This window comes from Pseudoxanthomonas mexicana, from assembly GCF_001556105.1.
Classification (GTDB): Bacteria; Pseudomonadota; Gammaproteobacteria; order Xanthomonadales; family Xanthomonadaceae; genus Pseudoxanthomonas_A; species Pseudoxanthomonas_A mexicana_A.
Map to the genome: position 1 here is coordinate 125,073 of NZ_LSIF01000065.1, position 18,779 is coordinate 143,851.

The following is an 18,779-nucleotide window of genomic DNA, read 5'->3' on the forward strand; positions in this document are numbered from 1 at the left end:
GCATGCGCCGCCTGCCCGCCCGAGCCCTGAAGACACTGCTGCTCAACACCGCGCAGATCGAACTGTGGCCCGCCGATGTATTGCGCGTGCGCAGCAATGCCGATGCACGCGCGCTTGCCGGCTCGCATACGGTCCTGCGCCGCAAGCAGGATGGCCGTTACCTCGCGGCCGTGTCGGCGCACGCGATTCACCCACTCGTACCTGGCCTGTCACGCGAACCCGGGATCGATGACGCGTGGGATGCGCTGGATCGGCTCGAGGGCGCCACCCGCGGCTTCGATGCGGAAGCGCAAGGCACGTTGCCATTGCACGCATTGCAGGAGCGACTGGACGAACTCGGGCTGGACGACACGTACGGCGAGCGCAGCGGCCTGGCACTGGTCGCCGAGCCGGCCGCGCTGGCGTTCGCCGGACGCGACCGCTATCGCAGGCCGTTGTGGCTGACCTCCGCTGCCGCACGCGCCTGGCTTGTCATGCAGCGCGCGGCTTACAGGGAAGGCATCGTCCTTGAAGCGATCTCCGGCTACCGCAGCCACGACTATCAGCTCGGCATCTTTACCCGCAAGCTGGCGCGCGGGCAGACGGTCGAAGAGATCCTCACCGTCAACGCCGCGCCCGGCTACAGCGAACATCATGGCGGACGTGCGCTCGATATCGGCACGCCGGGCGAGCCACCAGCCGAAGAATCATTCGAAAAAACGAAGGCCTTCGCATGGCTCACCCGCCATGCCATCGATTTCGGCTTCGTCATGAGTTACCCGCGCGACAATCCACACGGCATCGTTTACGAGCCGTGGCACTGGCGGTTCGGACGGACAACCCTTGCTTGACGGCGCGGTCGCGACGAAGCCACGCTTGGCCCGGGGAACTTTGAATGGCGACTACGCAGCTCAGGCTGCGGCGTTACGCTGTTCCTTTCGCGCTTGAAGCACTCGGGAAGGACACCTTGAACGCACCCAATCCTTATGAAAGCCCTATCGCGCTAATTGCCGAGGTCGCGGTGTCATCGGAGCGGGACGTACCGGATGATATCGCGCGACCAATCAAACACGGCTGGGTCGCCGCCTGCGTGTCGGGAGCGATAACGTTGCTGTTGACCGTGATCGCAATGGCATCCGGTGGCAATGGGGTGGGAGATGGCGCGTGGAATCTGGTCGATGTCGGCCTGATCGCGATGCTCGCCTTCGGCATCTACAAACGCAGCCGAACCGCCGCCACGCTCATGCTGGCCTACTTCGTTCTGTCGAAGATCCTGATCATGGCGGAGACGGGTAGACCTTCCGGACTTGTGCTCGGCCTGCTGTTCGCCATTTTCTACTTCCGCGCGATGACGGCGACATACCGTTACCATCGCTTCGTCAGGGACTGGAAGCGCAATCCACCGACGCTGAAACGCTCGCTCAGCGAAGACCCCTTGTTCGCACCGAAGGCCAACGACACCTAGCGCTGCGTCAATCCTGCGAACGCTTCGTCGCGGTTTTGGCTTCGGTACCGAAGTCCGCGATGCGCCACAGGTACTGCGCCGCATACGTGCGGTAAGGCCCCCACGTCTCGCCGCGCGACGCCAGTTCCTTCGGCGTCGGCATGGCATCGAGCTTGTCGACGAACTGCGCGCCCTTGCGCACGCCGAGATCGTCGATCGGCAGCACATCCGGGCGGCCGAGGCGGAACATCAGCATCATCTCCACCGTCCAGCGGCCGATCCCCCGCACCGGGACCAGCGCGGCGACGATCGCGTCCTCGTGCATCGTCGACATCTGCCGCAGCGTGGGGATCTCGCCACGCCGCTCGCGCGCCGCCAGATCGCGCAGCGCCAGCGTCTTGTTGCCGGACACGCCGCAGGCGCGTAGCGCCGCGTCGTCGATGCGGTCCAGGGTGTCGAAGTGGAGGCGCGCGCTGGCAATGGCGGTTTCGACGCGACCGACGATGGTGCCCGCCGCCTTGCCGCTCAGTTGCTGGTAAAGGATCGCCCTGGCCAGTGCATCGACCGGATCGAAGGTCTTCTTCCAGCTGGGTTGCGGCTCGATGTAGCCGATCCGCTTCATCCACGCGCCCAGCCTGCGGTCACGCCGTCTCAGGTGGTCCCACGCCTGCTCGGTATCGAAGCCGCGCGTGTGCCGGGGCACGGTGTCAGCGCCGGACGGCGTCGACGGCCCACAGCACCCAGCCGAGCATCAGGGTGACGCCACCGGCCGGCGCCAATCGCGTGCTCACGCCCCACAGCGCCCCGCCAACCAGGCTGCCGGAAAACAACAACGTTCCCAACAGCAGCAGCGATAGCGCCCCCTTGCCCATGCGGCGCGCCGTGCCCGCCGCCAGCGCGGCCAATGCCAGGCCGTGCCCGAAGGCGAACAACGCGGCGGTCTGCAGATTCGACTGCGCCTGGCTGTCCGCCGCGCCATGCGATGCATAAGCAGACAAGCCAACGGAGGCGGCCGCCAGCAATGCACCGGAAAGGGCCAGGAGTGATGGCTTGCGTTGGCGCCGGTCGTAATTCATGGGCACTGCAGACCTCGTCTGAAGACCGGCATCCTGCCAGTGGCTGGGGAAAACGGTGCGGACGGGTTCCCGCCAAACGCAACGCGCCGCATGAAGCGGCGCGTTGGCGTGGTACCTGGCATCAGGGACGCAGGTCCTGGTGGTGTTACTGCTTGACCGCCCAGTAGATGTCGAACTTGCCGTCTTCCAGGAAGGAGCCGTCAACACCGGACTTCCAGGACTCATACGGACGGTCGACGACTTCGTGGCCCGAGGTGACGGCCCAGGCACGCAGTGCGTTGCGCTGGTTGTCGAGCTCGGCCATGTAGCCGGTGTAGCTGGCGAACGCCGACTTGCGCGGCTGGGTACGGACGTACTCCACCGGCGCGCCGGACGGGATGGTGACCTTCAGTTCGGCCGTCGATGCCACCGGCGCCGGTGCCGGCGGCGGGGTCACCGGCGCTGCACCCTCGGCAGCGTCGGCTTTCGGTGCAGCAGTGCCTTTGCGGACCGGCTGTGCGATGTCGAACGCGTACTTCTCGGCACCGAAGTCCGTGGTGATGACGCGCAGCGGGCCGGCGGCGACCAGGCCGTTGGCATCCATCACGCGCTTGATCCACTCCTGGTTCTGCTTGATCGAGCCCTTGATGGCATCGTTCGTGCGGTCGATGTTGCCGGCATTGACGACCAGCAGGTCCTCGACCGGCACCTCGACGATCTTCAGGTCGGTCAGCGGGCTGCCTTCGGTGCGGTAGTCGAAGTTCGGCACGGTGGCCAGCATGTTGGTCAGCTTGCCCAGGCCGGCCTTGACGGCATCACCCACGTGGCGGCTGACGTACATGCCGGCATAACGGCCAAGCAGGTTGAAGCCGTACTTCACCTCGTAGCTCTGGGTGACCTTGACGTTGCGGTTGTTCTTGCCGCTCGGCTCCAGCGTGAACACGCTGCGCTTGTCGCTGCCCATGCGCTTGTCAACGATCGCATACGTCACCTTGCCGGGGCCGCCGGTCGGCGCCGGGCGCTCGCTCTCGACGATTTCCCAGCTGCCCTGGCCCCAGGCTGCGTTGGCGGAATTGAAATCCACCTTCGCGCCGACGCCCGTGTTGTTGTCGCCGCCGGAATAGCTCAGCTCGTTGGCCGCGCCGGGGATCAGCGGGTTCCAGTCCTTCAGCCGACGCACGTTGTTCACCGTGTCGAACACGATGGTCATGCGGCGGTTGGTCTCGATGCTTTCCTGCAGTTGGCGCGAGGACGGCAGGATCAGGCCGATCACCAGAAACAGCGCCAGAACCAGCGCCAGCGCAATCACGAACTCGATCAAACGGGTCATTCAGGAGTCTCCGGGGGCCGGTGCCTCGGCCGTGAAAAAAATGCACCGCGCATCCTAGCAGGGTTGCAGGGCTTCGCGCAGCCCATCCGGGACTGGTGGGCCGCCCCCAACGGGGGCGTACGCAGGCGCACGCACGCCTTGCCTGCAACGCCCTGCTGCGCTGCAACGGCGGGCGTCTTGCCGGTTCAGCCGGGCCGCCAACGGCCACGCTTGCCGCGCCCATGACAGCCGCTGGATGCGCTGCGGCGGACCCGCCCTTCCAGGCTCAGACGAGTTGGAGTTCGAACGCTTTGAGCACGGCACGCGTACGGTCGCGCACGCCGAGTTTGGACAGGATGTTGGACACGTGGTTCTTGATGGTGCCTTCGGCCACGCCCAGCGAGTTGGCGATCTCCTTGTTGGAGAAGCCGCTCGCCATCAGGCGCAGGATCTCGGTCTCGCGGTCGGTCAGCGGATCCGGGCGGTCGAGGCTGACGAACTCGTTGCGCATGTGCTCCAGCCCGGACAACAGCCGCTGGGTCACGGCCGGCTGCACCAGCGAGCCGCCATCGGCCACCGTCCGGATGGCACCCACCAGCTGTTCCAGCGACACGTCCTTCAGCAGGTAGCCCCGGGCACCGGCCTTCAGGCCCGCGAGGACCAACTGGTCGTCGTCGAAGGTAGTCAGGATGATGGTGGGCGGCAACTGGCCCAGGCGCGCCAACGCCTGCAGGGCCTCCAGACCCGACATCGCCGGCATCCGCATGTCCATCAGCACCACGTCGGGCTTGACCTGCGGAACCAGTTCCACCGCCTGCTTGCCATCCGCGGCCTCGGCCACGACCTCGATGCCGTCATCCAGCGCCAGCAGGGAGCGGATGCCCTGGCGCACCAGGGTTTGATCGTCGACCAGACAGACACGGATCACGGGGTTCCTCCGGAGCTGAGCTCGGGTATGGGTTCGGGTTGGGAAACGGGAAGGGGCACCAGCGCGGGCGCCACCTCGTTGACCGGCAGGGCGATATGCAGGCGGAAGCCCTTCCCCGGTTCGGTGTTGATGCGCAGCTCGCCGCCGTACTGCGTCAGACGCTCGCGCATGCCCGTCAGGCCGTTGCCGGCCACCACCTGCGGGCTGCCCGCGCCGTCGTCGCGGGCGTCGATCAGGATGCTCGATCCCTCCTTCCGGCAACGCAGCCACAGGTGGCGGGCACCGGCATGGCGCACGGTATTGGTGATGATCTCCTGGGTGCAACGGAGCAGCACGTGCGCGCGGTGGGGATCTTCAAGGGTCAGTGGCTCCTCGATATCCAGGTGGATGGTCAGCGACGGCACCTTCTCCGCCAGCGGCATCAGGGCGGCGCCCAGGTCGATCGCACCGCTGTCGCGGAGCTGGCTGACAGCCTCGCGCACGTCCGTCAGCAGCAGGCGGGCCAGCGTGTGCGCCTGGCGGACGTGTTCCTGCGCGCGGCCCTCGGTCATGTGGCCGGCCACTTCCAGGTTCAGGCTCAACGCGGTCAGGTGGTGCCCCAGCAGGTCGTGCAACTCGCGCGAGATGCGGGTGCGTTCGTTGACACGGGCACTTTCGGCCAGCAGCACGCGCGTGGCCCGCAATTCGGCGTTGAGCCTGCGCTGCTCCTCACGGGCCTGTGCCTGCTGCCGCGCCACATAGGTGGTGATGAGCACGAAGGCCGAAAAGCCCACGTAGAACATCGACTGGAAGAGGGCTTCCCAGAAATTGAAGTCGTCGCGCGCCATGAACGACGGCACCAGCAGCACATGGGCGGCGAGCAGCCAGGCCACGGCGAAGCGCAACTCCAGCAGCCAGGGCAGCACGCCGGCCATGATCAGCAGCAGCACCGCACCCAGTCCGGTCTGCGTGTAGAACCCCACGCCGATCGCCGTGGCCGTGAGCACCATCGCCAGCGGGACATTCCATGCCGTGGGCATGCCGTCGCGGCGACCGTCGAGCGCGCGTGTCGCCAGCCAGTACACGCCACCGAACGCGAAGTAGCTCAGCGCCGTCAACGGCAGGTTGACGCCATGCCCGTCGGTCCCGCTGGACGGCGGCAGCACCCACACGTTCAGGATGATGGGAATACCTACCAGGGCCCACGTATAGAGCCCGGCGGCGCGCAGCAGGCGGGTATGGCTGAGTCGTCCCAACATCCGGGCATATTAGGCGGAATCGCCGGCGCAGATGGCCCAACTAAAGTCATGTCGGCGCTGGAACGTGAGGTGGCCGGGTTCATCCCCGGCTCACCCCGCGCCTCGCCGGTCGCCGCGGCACCATGCGATAATCCGGGCTTGGCCGCGTGCCGCCCTGCAAGACCCGTTCGGAGTCAGGTAATGTCGATTGTCATCCGCGACGTGCGCGAGCACGAGCTGGATTCCGTCCTAGCCCTCAACAACAATGCCGGACTGGCGATTCTGCCGCTGGATTCGGCCAAGGTCCGCCGCTTCCACGAGACGGCCGAATACTTCCGCGTCGCCGAGCGCGACGGCAACCTCGCCGGCTTCCTCGTCGGCTTCGGTTCCAGCACCGGCCACGACAGCAGCAACTTCGCCTGGTTCGGCGAACGCTACCCGCAGTTCTTCTACATCGACCGCATCGTCGTGGCCAGCCGCCGCCGCGGCGGTGGTGTGGGCCGCGCCTTCTATGCCGACGTCCAGAGCTTCGCCGAGCTGCGCTACCCGCAACTCGCGTGCGAAGTGTTCCTCGACCACGGCGCCGACCCCGCCCTGCTGTTCCATGGCAGCTTCGGTTTCCGCGAAGTCGGCCAGAACGTCATGGCGGAAGCCGAAGTGCGTGCCAGCATGCTGATGAAGGAACTCTGCAGCTATCCGTGGGTGCGCGACACGTACGGCGACGCCCTTCCCGATGTGCCGTGGACCCGCACCCGCCTGCGGACCGGCACCAGCGTGCAACGGCCGACCGGTACATGAGCGTGACGCGAGCTTCCATGGACTACGAGCAGGCCGGCGAATTGAAGATCGGCCAGGTTGGCATCGCCAACCTCCGCATCCGCACCCTCGACGTCGACCAGTTGATCCGCGAAATGCGCGAACGCGTCGAACGCGCGCCCAAGCTGTTCGGTCGCGCGGCGGTGATCGTCGATTTCGGCGGCCTGAGCCAGGTGCCCGACGTGACCACCGCCACCGCGCTGATCGATGGCCTGCGCGGTGCCGGCGTCCTTCCGGTGGCGCTGGCGTATGGCACGCGTGATACGGAAACGCTCTCCGAGGCGCTCGGCCTGCCGTTGCTCGCCAAGTTCCGCGCACAGTACGAACCAGTGGCGCAGCCGGCACCCGCCCGAGCCGCCTCACCCGATCCCGCTCCGGCAAAAGCAGTTCCGGCCCCCGCCGCGAAAGCCGCGGAGACAAAACCCGGGCTGGTCCAGAAGACCCCCGTGCGCTCCGGCCAGCAGCTGTATGCCGAGAACCGCGACCTGACCGTGCTCAGCACCGTGGGTGCCGGCGCGGAAGTCATTTCCGATGGCTCCATCCACATCTACGGCGCGCTGCGCGGCCGCGCCCTCGCCGGTGCGCGCGGCAACGCCGACGCCCGCATCTTCTGCCGTGAATTCCATGCCGAACTGGTCGCCGTCGCCGGCCACTACAAGGTGATGGAGGAAGTACCCAGGGAACTGCGCGGCAAGGCCGTGCAGATCTGGCTGGACCAGGACCAACTGAAGATCGCTGCGCAGGAATGACGCGGCATCACCCGAACATAAGAACGACCAAGGAGAACACCGTTGGCTGAAATCATCGTAGTCACATCCGGCAAGGGCGGCGTCGGCAAGACCACCACCAGCGCCAGCATCGCGTGCGGCCTCGCACGTCGCGGCAAGAAGGTCGCGGTCATCGACTTCGACGTCGGCCTGCGCAACCTCGACCTCATCATGGGCTGCGAGCGCCGCGTCGTGTACGACTTCGTCAATGTCACCCAGGGCGAAGCCACGCTGAAGCAGGCGCTGATCAAGGACAAGCGGTTCGAAACGCTGTACGTGCTGGCCGCGTCGCAGACGCGTGACAAGGACGCGTTGACCAAGGAAGGCGTGGAGAAGGTGCTGAAGGACCTCGACGCCGATGGCTTCGACTACATCGTGTGCGACTCGCCCGCCGGCATCGAGAAGGGCGCGTTCCTGGCCATGTACTTCGCCGATACCGCGATCGTCGTGGTGAACCCGGAAGTCTCCAGCGTGCGCGACTCCGACCGCATCCTCGGCTTGCTGGATTCCAAGACGCGCAAGGCCGAGAACGGCGAAACGCTGAAACCGCACCTGCTGCTCACCCGCTACAGCCCGTCGCGCGTGGAAGGCGGCGAGATGCTGAGCATCAAGGACGTGGAAGAAGTGCTGGGCCTCAAGACGCTGGGCGTGATCCCGGAATCCGGTGACGTGCTGAATGCCTCGAACAAGGGCGAGCCGGTGATCCTGGAACTGGAATCGCCCGCCGGCCAGGCGTACGACGATGCGGTCGGCAGGCTGCTGGGCGAAGACCGTCCGCTGCGCTTCACCACCGTGGAAAAGAAAGGCTTCTTCAGCAAGCTGTTCGGAGCCTGATCATGGGCATGTTCGATTTCCTCAAGCCGAAGAAAGAAACCGCGTCCATCGCCAAGGATCGACTGCGGATCATCGTCGCGCAGGAGCGCACCACCCGCGGTGCGCCCGATTACCTGCCGATGCTGCAGCGCGAGCTGCTGGAAGTGATCAAGAAGTACGTCAATGTCGACGCCGAAGCGGTCAACGTGAAGCTGATCAAGGAAGGCGAGCACGACGTGCTGGATATCTCGGTATCGCTGCAGGAAGGCAGCGCCTGACCGCCGGGGCGGAGCCCTGCTCCGCCCTTGCACCGTTCGACCATGGACGTCGCCGCGGATACCGTCGAACCTGAAGTGATGCGGGTCGGCGCGCTGCCGTTTCCCGAGGCATCGGCCCTGCTGTCGCGCTACGGCCTGGTGCTGCATCGCGTCGAGGACGGTGCGTCCATTCCCGGTAGTTACTGGGGTGAACCGGAAGCCGGTGTCATCGCCCACAACGTCTACGTGCGCGGGGACACGCCCGTGCACTCGATGCTGCACGAAGCCTGCCACCTGATCGTGCTGCCGCCTGAGCGGCGCGCGCAGGTGCACACCGACGCCACCGACTCGGTGATCGAGGAAGACGCCACTTGCTGCCTGCAGATCATCCTGGCCGACGAACTGCCCGGCATCGGGCGCGCACGCCTGATGGCCGACATGGATGCCTGGGGATACACGTACCGGCTTGGGTCGACACAGGCGTGGTTCGAGCAGGACGCCGAGGACGCGCGCACCTTCCTGCGGGAACGAGGTCTGCCGTACCGCTGAGGGCGCACCTTGTAGGAGCGACCGCACGATATCGGCGCCCACAAGCCTTTTGTAACTGCATCCACCGGCCTTCAAGTCGTCGGAAGGTCGTCGGTCGCGACTGACGTCGCTCCTACGGGGGATGCAGGCGGCCGCACTTGCACCCCCTGCCCCGCCCTCACTACCCTTCCGGTTCCTGCGCCCGCGCACCCTGAAGGACGTCCCGTGAAGCATCGCCACCTTTTGCTTGCCCTCGCCGTCGGCGCGGGCATCGCCACGCTCGCCGCCTGCAAGAAGGACGAGCCTGCCACCGAGACGGCCGCCGCACCGGCCGCATCGAAAGGCGAGACCGCCGACCAGTTCATCGCGCGCGTCAACGACGAATTCAAGAAGATGTATCCGGAGCTGACCGCCGCGCAGTGGCTGTCCAGCACCTACATCAACGACGACAGCCAGTTGCTGGCGGCCAAGGGCAACGAGCGCTACCTGACCCAGCTCAACCGCTGGATCGAGCAAGCGAAGAAATTCGAGGGCCAGCAGATGTCGCCCGAGACCGCACGCGCCATCCAGCTGCTGAAGCTGGCCACCGCGATGCCGGCGCCAAAGGATCCGGCCAAGCTCGCCGAGCTGACCCAGATCGCAACGAAGATGGAAGGCACCTACGGTGCGGGCAGCTACTGCACCGGCGAAGGCGATGCGAAGAAGTGCCGCCAGCTGGGCGAACTGGAAGACGTGCTGCGCAGCAGCCGCGATTACGACGCGCAGCTTGACGCGTGGCAGGGCTGGCACACGATCGCGCAGCCGATGCGCACGGACTACACGCGCTTCGTCGACCTCGTGAACGAAGGCTCGAAGGAAATGGGCTTCGCCGATGCCGGCGAGATGTGGCGCAGTGGCTACGACATGACGCCGGCCGAAATCGCCGCCGAGACCGATCGCCTGTGGGGCCAGGTCAAGCCGCTGTACGAACAGCTGCACTGCTACACCCGCACCAAGCTGCAGGCGACCTACGGCGTGGAGAAGGGCCAGGTCAACGGCCTGCTGCCCGCGCACCTGATGGGTAACATGTGGCAGCAGGACTGGGGCAATTTGTGGGACGTGCTGGAACCGTACAAGGGCGCGGGCAGTCTCGACATCACCGGCGCGCTTGAAAAGCAGTACCAGGCGGACTACCAGGCAGCACTGGCGAAGGCCGGCCCCGGCCCGACGACCGACAAGATGTTCCAGGCCGAGCGCGACGCACAGTTGCAGGTCGCCAAGCAGATGACCGCGCGCGCGCAGGAGTTCTACACCAGCCTCGGCATGCCCAAGCTGCCGGAAAGCTACTGGTCGAAGACGCAGTTCATCAAGCCGATCGATCGCGACGTGGTCTGCCATGCCAGTGCGTGGGACATGAACATGACCGGCGACGTGCGCACCAAGATGTGCATCAAGCCGAACGAGGAAGACTTCACCACCATCTACCACGAGCTCGGCCACGTGTATTACTACCTGGCCTACAACAAGCTGCCGCCGCTGTTCCAGACCGGCGCGCACGACGGCTTCCACGAAGCGATCGGCGACACCATGGTGCTGGCGATGACGCCGGACTACCTGAAGTCGATCGGCATGGTGGATGCGCCGCAGCAGAGCAACGAAGCCCTGATCAATGCGCAGATGCGCATGGCGCTGGCCAAGGTGTCGTTCATGCCGTTCGGCCTGATGATCGACCGGTGGCGCTGGGGCGTGTTCGACGGCAGCATCAAGCCGACCGACTACAACAAGGCGTGGTGGGAGCTGAAGGCGAAGTACCAGGGCGTGGCGCCGGCCACCGCCCGTGGCGAGGATTTCTTCGATCCGGGCGCGAAGTACCACGTGCCGGGCAACACGCCGTACACGCGCTACTTCCTCTCGCACGTGCTGCAGTTCCAGTTCTACAAGGGCCTGTGCGACGCGGCCGGTTACAAGGGTCCGCTGTACAACTGCAGTTTCTACGGCAACAAGGCGGCGGGCCAGAAGTTCTGGGCGATGCTCGAGAAGGGCGCCAGCCAGCCATGGCAGGGCACGCTGAAGGAGCTCACCGGCACCGAGAAGATGGATGCCGGCGCGGTGCTGGAATACTTCGCCCCGCTGCAGGACTGGCTGAAGCAGCAGAACGAAGGCCAGGCCTGCGGCTGGCAGGTGCCGGCCACGGCGGCTGCACCGGCACCGGCGGCGCCTGCGAAGTCGTAAGCACCGTAATGGACGGGCCGGCAACGGCCCGTTTTTGCATTCAAGAAGCCCCATGGAAAGGACGCCCGACCCATGACACTCCCCATCGTCTTCCGCATCCTGGCAAGCCTGGTGCTCGCCACGCCGGCCATCGCGCTGGCCGGCGTGACACAGGTCGCCGGCGAATCAAGCCGTACGCCGGCGCAGGCTGCGCCCACCTGGAAGCTTGCCCCGTTCCCTGCGCGCAGCACCACGCAGCAGCGGTATCGGGAGATGCCGATCAAGCGGTTGGTGGATCTGGAGCGTACGAACGCACGCCAAGGCATCAAGGCCACGCAGATCGGCATTGGTCGCACGCTGACCGGCGAAGGCCTGTCCCGCACGACACCTGCCCTGCGCTGGATTCCGTTGCAGGCAGGCGATGCCGTCGCACGCCTGCAGGTGGGCTCGCCGGATGCGATGGGGTTGCGCGTAGGCGTGCAGGTGGACAGGCTGCACCCGCATGTGGAGCTTCGCTTCGCCGGGTCCGATGATCCCACTCGCGTCATCGCCGTGATTACGGCCGCAGAAGCACAGTCGCTTGCCGACGACCAGGGGCGCTACTGGACGCCCGCCACCGATGGTGAGGCGCAGATCATCGAGATCTACCGCCCGGCTCATGTCAATGTCGCCCAGGCCCGCTTGCAGGCACCCGAGGTCTCGCACCTGCTGGCCAGCAGCGCGAGCGGTTTCAAGATCCTCAAGTCACTGGGCGATTCCGGCTCCTGCAACATCGATGTCGTCTGCAAGGTCGACAGCCTGGGGCCGGCCTACGTGCAGGCCAAGAACGCCGTCGCGCACATGGTGTTCAACACCTACAAGACCGATGGAACCCTGCATGGCTCCTACATCTGCACCGGCACCCTGTTGAACGACACCTCGCCGGCCACGCAGGTGCCGTGGTTCTACACGGCGGACCATTGCTTCCGCGGAGGGGCGAACAATGTCCCCGTGCAGGATCGGGCCAAGGTGGCCGCGAGCCTGGTCACTTACTGGGCGTTCGAGAATTCCAGTTGCGGTGTCGCAAACGGGACAAGGACGAATGCGCTGGCCGGCGGTGCCGACGTCATGTTCTACGACGCCAACATCGATGCCCTGTTGCTGCGCCTGAAGAACCCCGCACCCGCCAGCGCAACGTTCGCCGGCTGGGACGCCGGCGCGCTTGCCCCCAATGCGGAGGTCATCACCATCCACCATCCGTCGGGTGACGCGAAGAAGTACTCGCGCGGCCAGCACGTCAGCGACGCCTATGCCGAGCAGTACACCGTGGGCTGGCTGGAAGGCACCACTGAAGGTGGTAGCAGCGGCTCCGGCCTGTTCACGCGCCACACCGACAACAGCTACCGATTGAGAGGCGGCCTGTACGGTGGCGATGCGTTGTGCACGAACAGTGGCAGCCTGACGAACACGCTGAATCGCGATCATTACTCACGCCTTGACCTGGTGTTCCCGCAGATCAAGCAATGGATCGCCGTCGACCCGGTTCGCGAACATGGCTCGCAGCCGCTGGTCCGCTCTGCCGGCGCGGTCGCCCAGGGCCAGGGGGCGCGCAGTGCCCCGCTCACCTCCGCCACCGCACCGGTGCCGGTGGTCATGCCCACCCCATCGCCGCCACGCGCACGACCGGCATCACCGGTGCGGATGACACGGCACGAACCCTGATCGGCGAACCGCAGATGCCTGCAAAGGCCGGCCCGTGCCGGCCTTTTTTCTTGGCTGCACACAGGGACTTCATCGCAGGCCCACATGGCGGGCCCACGCTCTGGGCTACACGCCTGCCCTCGATCATCCATGCCGACCATCCTGACCCACGCCTTGATCCCGCTGGCTGCCGGTGTCGCGCTAGGCACGCAACGCATTCCGCCTCGCCTGCTCGCCGCCGGCATGATCGCCGCGATAGTGCCGGACGCCGACGTCGTGGGATTCAAACTCGGCATCGAATACGCCCATGCGCTTGGCCATCGTGGTGCCAGTCATTCGCTGGTGTTCGCGCTGGCCTGCGGTGTATTCGCCATGTTCGGCGCACCCTGGTTCAGGACGCCGGCTATGACGGCATTCCTGTTCGTCGCGCTGTCCGCCGCCTCGCACCCGCTGCTGGACATGCTGACCGATGGCGGCCTCGGCGTCGCGCTGTTCTGGCCGTGGTCGGACGCCCGCCACTTCGCGCCGTGGCGGGTGATCGAGGTGTCGCCGTTCGCGAACCGCTTCTTCAGCGCGCGCGGCGTGGACGTCCTGTTGTCGGAGCTACGGTGGGTCTGGCTGCCGATGTTGGCACTCGCTGGCGTCACCGCCTGGTTGCGCCGCCAGCGCGCCCTTCTGTAGGAGCGACGTCAGTCGCGACCGCACGGCCTGAGGATTCGATCGCCAGGAAGACAGGTATGGGAGGGGGCCATCATGTCCCCTTGCTTACGCGTCAATGGCGCGTCGCGATCCACGGTCGCGACTGACGTCGCTCCTACAGGAGAAATCCGCCCCTCAGTTCACGTCCGGCGATGGTTCCGGCTTGCGGTCCTTCATCTGCGCAGCCAGTTGTTCCTCGAACTGCTCCAGCGTGAACCCTTGCGCCGCCGCCTCGATCACCGCGGTGTCGCGCAGTTCGTCGGAGTACACCAGCCGCACCGCGTTGCCCTGCGCCTCGTGCAGCGCGGCGGCCTGCTTGATCATCGCCAGCACTTCGGCGGCACTGTCCGAACTGCCGGCGATACGGCCGTCCATCCCCAGTACCCACACGCCGGCCTGGCGCACCACGCCCGCCAGCAGTTCGCCCTGCGGATTGCGCAGCTCGGCGTGCGGCTCGATGGACGGCGCATTCGCGCGCGCCTGGTTATGCGCCTTGACCGCCTTGCGCTTCTTCGCCTCGCGGCGGGCCTTGGACTGGATCGACATGGAGGTTCTCGTGATACGTCAGAGTTGATCGGTGGGTTCGAGCGCGGCAGCGTTCTTCGGGCACGCCAGCCGACGATGATGGACGCGCGCCTCCCATTGCCACATCAGCCAGCCCAGCAGCGTGAAGCCGGCCATGCCAAGCGCCAGGTGCAGCCCATGATGGCTCAACAGCGGCGACAGCACACCGGCGACCACCGCATTGACGATCAGGTTGCTGAACGCCTGCAGCGACGACGCCGCGCCTCGCTGGCGCGGGTACATGTCGAGGATGGCCAGCGTCAGGATCGGGAACACCAGCGCCACGCCCAGCGCCGCCAGCATCATCGGCAGCACCGCCCACGGCACCCGGATCTCATCACCGGCCCACGCCGTGTAGCCGACATTGGCCACCATCGCCAGCGCCATGCACGCGTAGCCGATCCTCACCAACCGCGCCCCTTCCATGCGCCCGGCGGCACGACCGGACAGGAAGGCACCCAGCACCATGCCGCCGATCGTCGGCAGGAACAGCCAGGCGAACTGCTGTTCGTTCAAGCGCAACAGGTCCATCACGAAGGCGGGTGCGGAGGCGATGTACAGGAACAGCCCACCGAAGCTCAGCGAACCCGCCACGGCCAGCCGCAGGAAGCGCGGGTTCCGCGCGATGCCCACGTAGTCGCGCAGCAGATGTCGCGGGGAGACGCGGTGGCGCACTTCCGGCGGATGCGTCTCCGGCAGCCAGCCGACCACCGCGACGATCAGCAGCAGCGAGAACCCGGCCAGGAACCAGAAGATCATCGGCCATGCGCTCCAGCCGAGGATCCAGCCGCCCACGATCGGTGCGATCGCCGGCGCGATGCCGAAGATCATCGATACCTGGCTCATCAGCCGCTGCGCATCGTCGCCGTCGCGCGCGTCACGGATCACCGCGCGCCCGACGATGAAGCCGACGCCCGCCGACAGGCCCTGCACGCCACGGAACAGCAGCAGCGTGCCCATGTCGGTGGCCAGCGCGCAGCCCACCGACGCCAGCAGGAACACGAACAGCCCACCCAGGATCACCCGCCGGCGGCCGAACGTGTCCGACAGCGGCCCATGCACCAGGCTCATCAACGCGTAGGTCAGCAGGTAGACGCTGATGGTCTGCTGCATCGCCACCTTGTCGGCGCCCAGCTGCGCGGCCATGGCCGGGAACGCCGGGAAGATGGTGTCGATGGAGAACGGGCCGAACATCGCCAGTCCGCCCAGCAGCAAGGCCAGGCGGCGGTTGGAGATCGCGTGGGGGGCACTCATTGCGGGAAAACTCCGGACAGGCGCGGCGGGGCTTCATGAACAGGCCGCGCCGGGCTGCACATGGTACGCCCAAACCGCCGGCGACCCGCCGCGCCGGGCTATACTCCGCCGGCAAGACCCGGTGGGAGAAGCCCGTCGCCCGCGACGTGCTGCCGAAGGCGCAAACGCCCGTAATCGCTCAGGCCCGATACCACCACTGCAACGACACTCTGGAGAGACCGGCCGCCCACGCGGCAGCGCCGGCGCCGAAGGGGCACGAAGCACGCGACGTCATCGTCGGCGCGCTTCCAAACTCTCAGGCAAAAGGACAGAGGGGCATCCCACGCGCGGTTTTCCGCGCGCCTGGTCCTATTGCCCTTCCCGGATGCCTCCCATGTCGAACACCCCCTCCCTGCGCGAGCTCGAGCACCACGGCGCGTTCCTCGAACGCCACATCGGCCCCAACGACGCCGAGATCGCGCACATGCTGCGCGTGGTCGGCCACGCCTCGCTCGATGCGATGACCGATGCCATCGTGCCGGCCAGCATCAAGTCCGCGCAGCCGCTGGCCCTGCCCGCCCCGATCAACGAGGAAGAAGCGCTGGCGAAGATCCGCGCCGTCGCCGACCGCAACCGGGTCTTCCGCAGCTTCATCGGCCAGGGCTACTACGGCACGCACACGCCGAAGGTCATCCTGCGCAACATCCTCGAGAACCCGGCCTGGTACACGGCCTACACGCCGTACCAGGCGGAGATCTCGCAGGGCCGCATGGAAGCGCTGATCAACTTCCAGACCCTGGTCACCGACCTGACCGGCATGGAGATCGCCAGCGCCTCGCTGCTGGACGAAGGCACCGCCGCCGCCGAGGCGATGACGCTGGCCAAGCGCTCGGCCAAGTCGAAGTCGAACGTGTTCTTCGTGCACGACGGCGTGCACCCGCAGACGCTGGAAGTGCTGCGCACGCGCGCCGAACCGCTGGACATCGAACTGGTCGTCGGCAGCGCCGCCGATGCGCTCGCCGCCGACAGCTTCGGCGTGCTGCTGCAGTACCCCGACACCCTGGGCGGCATCGCCGACCACCAGGCGCTGGCGGACGCCGTGCATGCGCGCGGCGGCCTCGTCGCCGTCGCCACCGACCTGCTCGCGCTGACGCTGATCGCCGCGCCGGGCGAATGGGGCGCCGACATCGTCGTCGGCAACTCGCAGCGCTTCGGCGTGCCGTTCGGCTTCGGTGGCCCGCACGCGGCCTTCATGGCCTGCCGCGACGCCTACAAGCGCAGCATGCCCGGCCGCCTGATCGGCGTGTCGGTCGATACCGAAGGCAAGCCTGCCTACCGCCTGACCCTGCAGACGCGTGAGCAGCACATCCGTCGCGAGAAGGCCACGTCCAACATCTGCACCGCACAGGTACTGCTCGCGGTGATGGCCAGCATGTATGCGGTCTACCACGGTCCGGAAGGCCTCACCCGCATCGCCCACCGCACCCATCGCCTGGCCGCGATCCTGGCCGGCGCGCTGCGCACGGCCGGCGTCGGCGTCGGCGAGCACTTCTTCGACACGCTGCATGTCAGCGGTGTGGATGCCGCCGCTCTCCATGCCAAGGCGCAGGCCGCCGGCATCAACCTGCGCGCGATCGATGCGCAGCGCGTGGGCATCAGCCTGGACGAGACCACCACCCGTAAGGACGTGGTGGAACTGGCGGCGCTGTTCGGCGCGCAGATCGGCGACATCGATGCCGCCGACGCGGCGACGGCCGACGCCCTGCCTGCCACGCTGAAGCGCGGCACCGCGTTCCTGCAGCACCCGGTGTTCAACACGCACCACAGCGAACACGAACTGCTGCGCTACATGCGCGCACTCTCCGACAAAGACCTGGCGCTGGACCGCACCATGATCCCGCTGGGCAGCTGCACGATGAAGCTCAACGCCACCGCTGAGATGATCCCGGTGACGTGGCCCGAGTTCGGCAACATCCACCCGCTGGCGCCGGCAGATCAGACCCAGGGCTACACGCAGCTGATCGACGAGCTGGAAGCGATGCTGGTGGAGTGCACCGGCTACGATGCCGTCAGCCTGCAACCCAACTCCGGCGCGCAGGGCGAATACGCCGGCCTGCTGGCCATCCGCGCCTACCACCGTGCGCGGGGCGACGCCCACCGCGACATCTGCCTGATCCCCGAATCCGCGCACGGCACCAACCCGGCCAGCGCGCAGATGTGCGGCATGCAGGTGGTGGTGACCAAGTGCGATGCGAACGGCAACGTCGACGTCGAAGACATCCGTCGCGCCGCCGAGAAGTACAGCGACCGCCTGGCCGCGATCATGATCACCTACCCGTCCACGCACGGCGTGTTCGAGGAAGACGTGGTCGCGATCTGCGACGTCGTCCACCAGCACGGCGGCCAGGTCTATACCGACGGCGCCAACATGAACGCACTGGTCGGCGTGGCCAAGCCGGGCAAGTGGGGCTCGGACGTGTCGCACCTCAACCTGCACAAGACCTTCTGCATCCCGCACGGCGGCGGCGGCCCCGGCGTGGGCCCGTGCGCGGTGAAGTCGCACCTGGCGCCGTACCTGCCGAAGACGCTGGGCGGCGAAGGCGATGTCGGCATGGTCAGCGCGGCCAGCTTCGGCAGCGCCAGCATCCTGCCGATCAGCTGGATGTACATCACGCTGATGGGCGCGGCGGGCCTGCGCAAGGCCACCCAGGTGGCACTGCTCAACGCCAACTACATCGCCACGCGGCTGGCACCGCACTTCGAGACGCTCTACACCGGCCGCAACGGGCTGGTGGCGCACGAATGCATCCTCGACCTGCGCCCGCTCAAGGACGCCACCGGCATCAGCGCCGAGGATGTCGCCAAGCGCCTGATCGACTTCGGCTTCCACGCGCCCACGCTGAGCTTCCCGGTCGCCGGCACGCTGATGGTCGAGCCGACCGAGAGCGAATCGCAGCATGAACTGGACCGCTTCATCGACGCGATGATCGAGATCCGCGAAGAGATCCGCGCGGTCGAGGACGGTCGCCTGGACCGCGAGGACAACCCGCTGCGCAATGCGCCGCACACCGCGACGATGGTGATGGCCAGCGAGTGGACCCACGCCTACCCGCGCGAACTGGCCGCATTCCCGCTGGCCACGCTGAAGTTGCAGAAGTACTGGCCGCCGGTCTCGCGCGTGGACAACGTCTACGGCGACAAGAACGTCATGTGCGCGTGCATCCCGGTGGATGCGTACAAGGAAGACGTGGAGGCGTAAGCCACCCGCATCCACACCACGCACGAGGCCCCGCATGTCGG

18 protein-coding genes and 1 riboswitch are annotated in these 18,779 nt (G+C 66.7%); of the genes, 11 read left to right on the top strand and 7 right to left on the bottom strand.

From position 1 onward, the window contains the following. Positions 1-2: 2 nt before the first annotated feature. A complete protein-coding gene (locus AX730_RS12225) occupies positions 3-830 on the top strand; it encodes a M15 family metallopeptidase (RefSeq protein WP_062356830.1) in 828 nt (275 codons plus the stop codon). A gap of 44 nt (positions 831-874) precedes the next feature. Further along, the gene (locus AX730_RS18895) at positions 875-1,444 is read left to right on the top strand and encodes a hypothetical protein (protein ID WP_157074225.1); all 570 of its coding nucleotides are present in this window, start codon (positions 875-877) and stop codon (positions 1,442-1,444) included. A 7-nt stretch (positions 1,445-1,451) separates the two neighbouring features. Here the strand turns inward: AX730_RS18895 and AX730_RS12235 are convergent, their stop codons facing one another. From AX730_RS12235 to AX730_RS12255, 5 genes are all read right to left on the bottom strand, one after another. Next, positions 1,452-2,126 (bottom strand): DNA-3-methyladenine glycosylase family protein, encoded by a 675-nt coding sequence (locus AX730_RS12235; RefSeq protein WP_062356836.1) that lies wholly within the window; start codon positions 2,124-2,126, stop codon positions 1,452-1,454. Positions 2,127-2,130: 4 nt separating this feature from the next. Then, the gene (locus tag AX730_RS12240) at positions 2,131-2,499 is read right to left on the bottom strand and encodes a DUF423 domain-containing protein (RefSeq protein WP_062356837.1); all 369 of its coding nucleotides are present in this window, start codon (positions 2,497-2,499) and stop codon (positions 2,131-2,133) included. 145 nt (positions 2,500-2,644) lie between these two features. Then, a complete protein-coding gene (locus tag AX730_RS12245) occupies positions 2,645-3,808 on the bottom strand; it encodes a polyketide cyclase (protein WP_062356840.1) in 1,164 nt (387 codons plus the stop codon). A 265-nt stretch (positions 3,809-4,073) separates the two neighbouring features. Beyond that, complete coding sequence (locus tag AX730_RS12250; protein ID WP_062356842.1) at positions 4,074-4,715, bottom strand: response regulator; 642 nt, start codon at positions 4,713-4,715, stop codon at positions 4,074-4,076. Continuing rightward, positions 4,712-5,953: a sensor histidine kinase gene (locus tag AX730_RS12255; protein ID WP_062356845.1), complete on the bottom strand. Its 1,242-nt coding sequence runs from the start codon at positions 5,951-5,953 to the stop codon at positions 4,712-4,714. Before AX730_RS12255 ends, AX730_RS12250 begins: the two co-directional genes overlap by 4 nt. Positions 5,954-6,133: 180 nt before the next feature. On the opposite strand from AX730_RS12255, the gene AX730_RS12260 reads away from it, so the two are divergent. The 8 genes from AX730_RS12260 (at position 6,134) to AX730_RS12295 (ending at position 13,664) form a co-directional block, all read left to right on the top strand. After that, positions 6,134-6,730, top strand: a complete 597-nt coding sequence (locus AX730_RS12260; RefSeq protein ID WP_062356848.1) for a GNAT family N-acetyltransferase — start codon at positions 6,134-6,136, stop codon at positions 6,728-6,730. After that, positions 6,727-7,497: a septum site-determining protein MinC gene (gene minC, locus AX730_RS12265; RefSeq protein WP_062356850.1), complete on the top strand. Its 771-nt coding sequence runs from the start codon at positions 6,727-6,729 to the stop codon at positions 7,495-7,497. Before AX730_RS12260 ends, minC begins: the two co-directional genes overlap by 4 nt. A 42-nt stretch (positions 7,498-7,539) precedes the next feature. Then, positions 7,540-8,349 carry a septum site-determining protein MinD gene (gene minD / locus AX730_RS12270; RefSeq protein WP_062356853.1) on the top strand — a complete coding sequence of 270 codons (810 nt, stop codon included), beginning with the start codon at positions 7,540-7,542 and terminating at the stop codon, positions 8,347-8,349. 2 nt (positions 8,350-8,351) lie between these two features. Beyond that, the gene (minE, locus tag AX730_RS12275; RefSeq protein WP_055941742.1) at positions 8,352-8,606 is read left to right on the top strand and encodes a cell division topological specificity factor MinE; all 255 of its coding nucleotides are present in this window, start codon (positions 8,352-8,354) and stop codon (positions 8,604-8,606) included. Between the two features lie 78 nt (positions 8,607-8,684). Next, positions 8,685-9,134 carry a hypothetical protein gene (locus AX730_RS12280; RefSeq protein WP_232310249.1) on the top strand — a complete coding sequence of 150 codons (450 nt, stop codon included), beginning with the start codon at positions 8,685-8,687 and terminating at the stop codon, positions 9,132-9,134. A gap of 204 nt (positions 9,135-9,338) precedes the next feature. Further along, positions 9,339-11,324, top strand: coding sequence for a M2 family metallopeptidase (locus AX730_RS12285; protein WP_062356859.1), 1,986 nt, complete (start codon positions 9,339-9,341; stop codon positions 11,322-11,324). 72 nt (positions 11,325-11,396) lie between these two features. Next, on the top strand, positions 11,397-13,004 hold the full coding sequence (locus tag AX730_RS12290) for a trypsin-like serine peptidase (RefSeq protein ID WP_062356862.1): 1,608 nt from the start codon (positions 11,397-11,399) through the stop codon (positions 13,002-13,004). A 129-nt stretch (positions 13,005-13,133) separates the two neighbouring features. Then, positions 13,134-13,664 (top strand): metal-dependent hydrolase, encoded by a 531-nt coding sequence (locus AX730_RS12295; RefSeq protein WP_062356865.1) that lies wholly within the window; start codon positions 13,134-13,136, stop codon positions 13,662-13,664. A gap of 153 nt (positions 13,665-13,817) precedes the next feature. Here the strand turns inward: AX730_RS12295 and AX730_RS12300 are convergent, their stop codons facing one another. Next, complete coding sequence (locus AX730_RS12300; RefSeq protein ID WP_062356867.1) at positions 13,818-14,228, bottom strand: hypothetical protein; 411 nt, start codon at positions 14,226-14,228, stop codon at positions 13,818-13,820. A gap of 18 nt (positions 14,229-14,246) precedes the next feature. Continuing rightward, positions 14,247-15,500, bottom strand: coding sequence for a multidrug effflux MFS transporter (locus AX730_RS12305; protein ID WP_083537881.1), 1,254 nt, complete (start codon positions 15,498-15,500; stop codon positions 14,247-14,249). A 199-nt stretch (positions 15,501-15,699) separates the two neighbouring features. Continuing rightward, positions 15,700-15,821: riboswitch (glycine riboswitch) on the top strand. A gap of 43 nt (positions 15,822-15,864) precedes the next feature. Between AX730_RS12305 and gcvP the strand changes: the two genes are divergently transcribed. Then, complete coding sequence (gene gcvP, locus AX730_RS12310; RefSeq protein WP_198147173.1) at positions 15,865-18,738, top strand: aminomethyl-transferring glycine dehydrogenase; 2,874 nt, start codon at positions 15,865-15,867, stop codon at positions 18,736-18,738. Positions 18,739-18,779 lie beyond the last annotated feature (41 nt).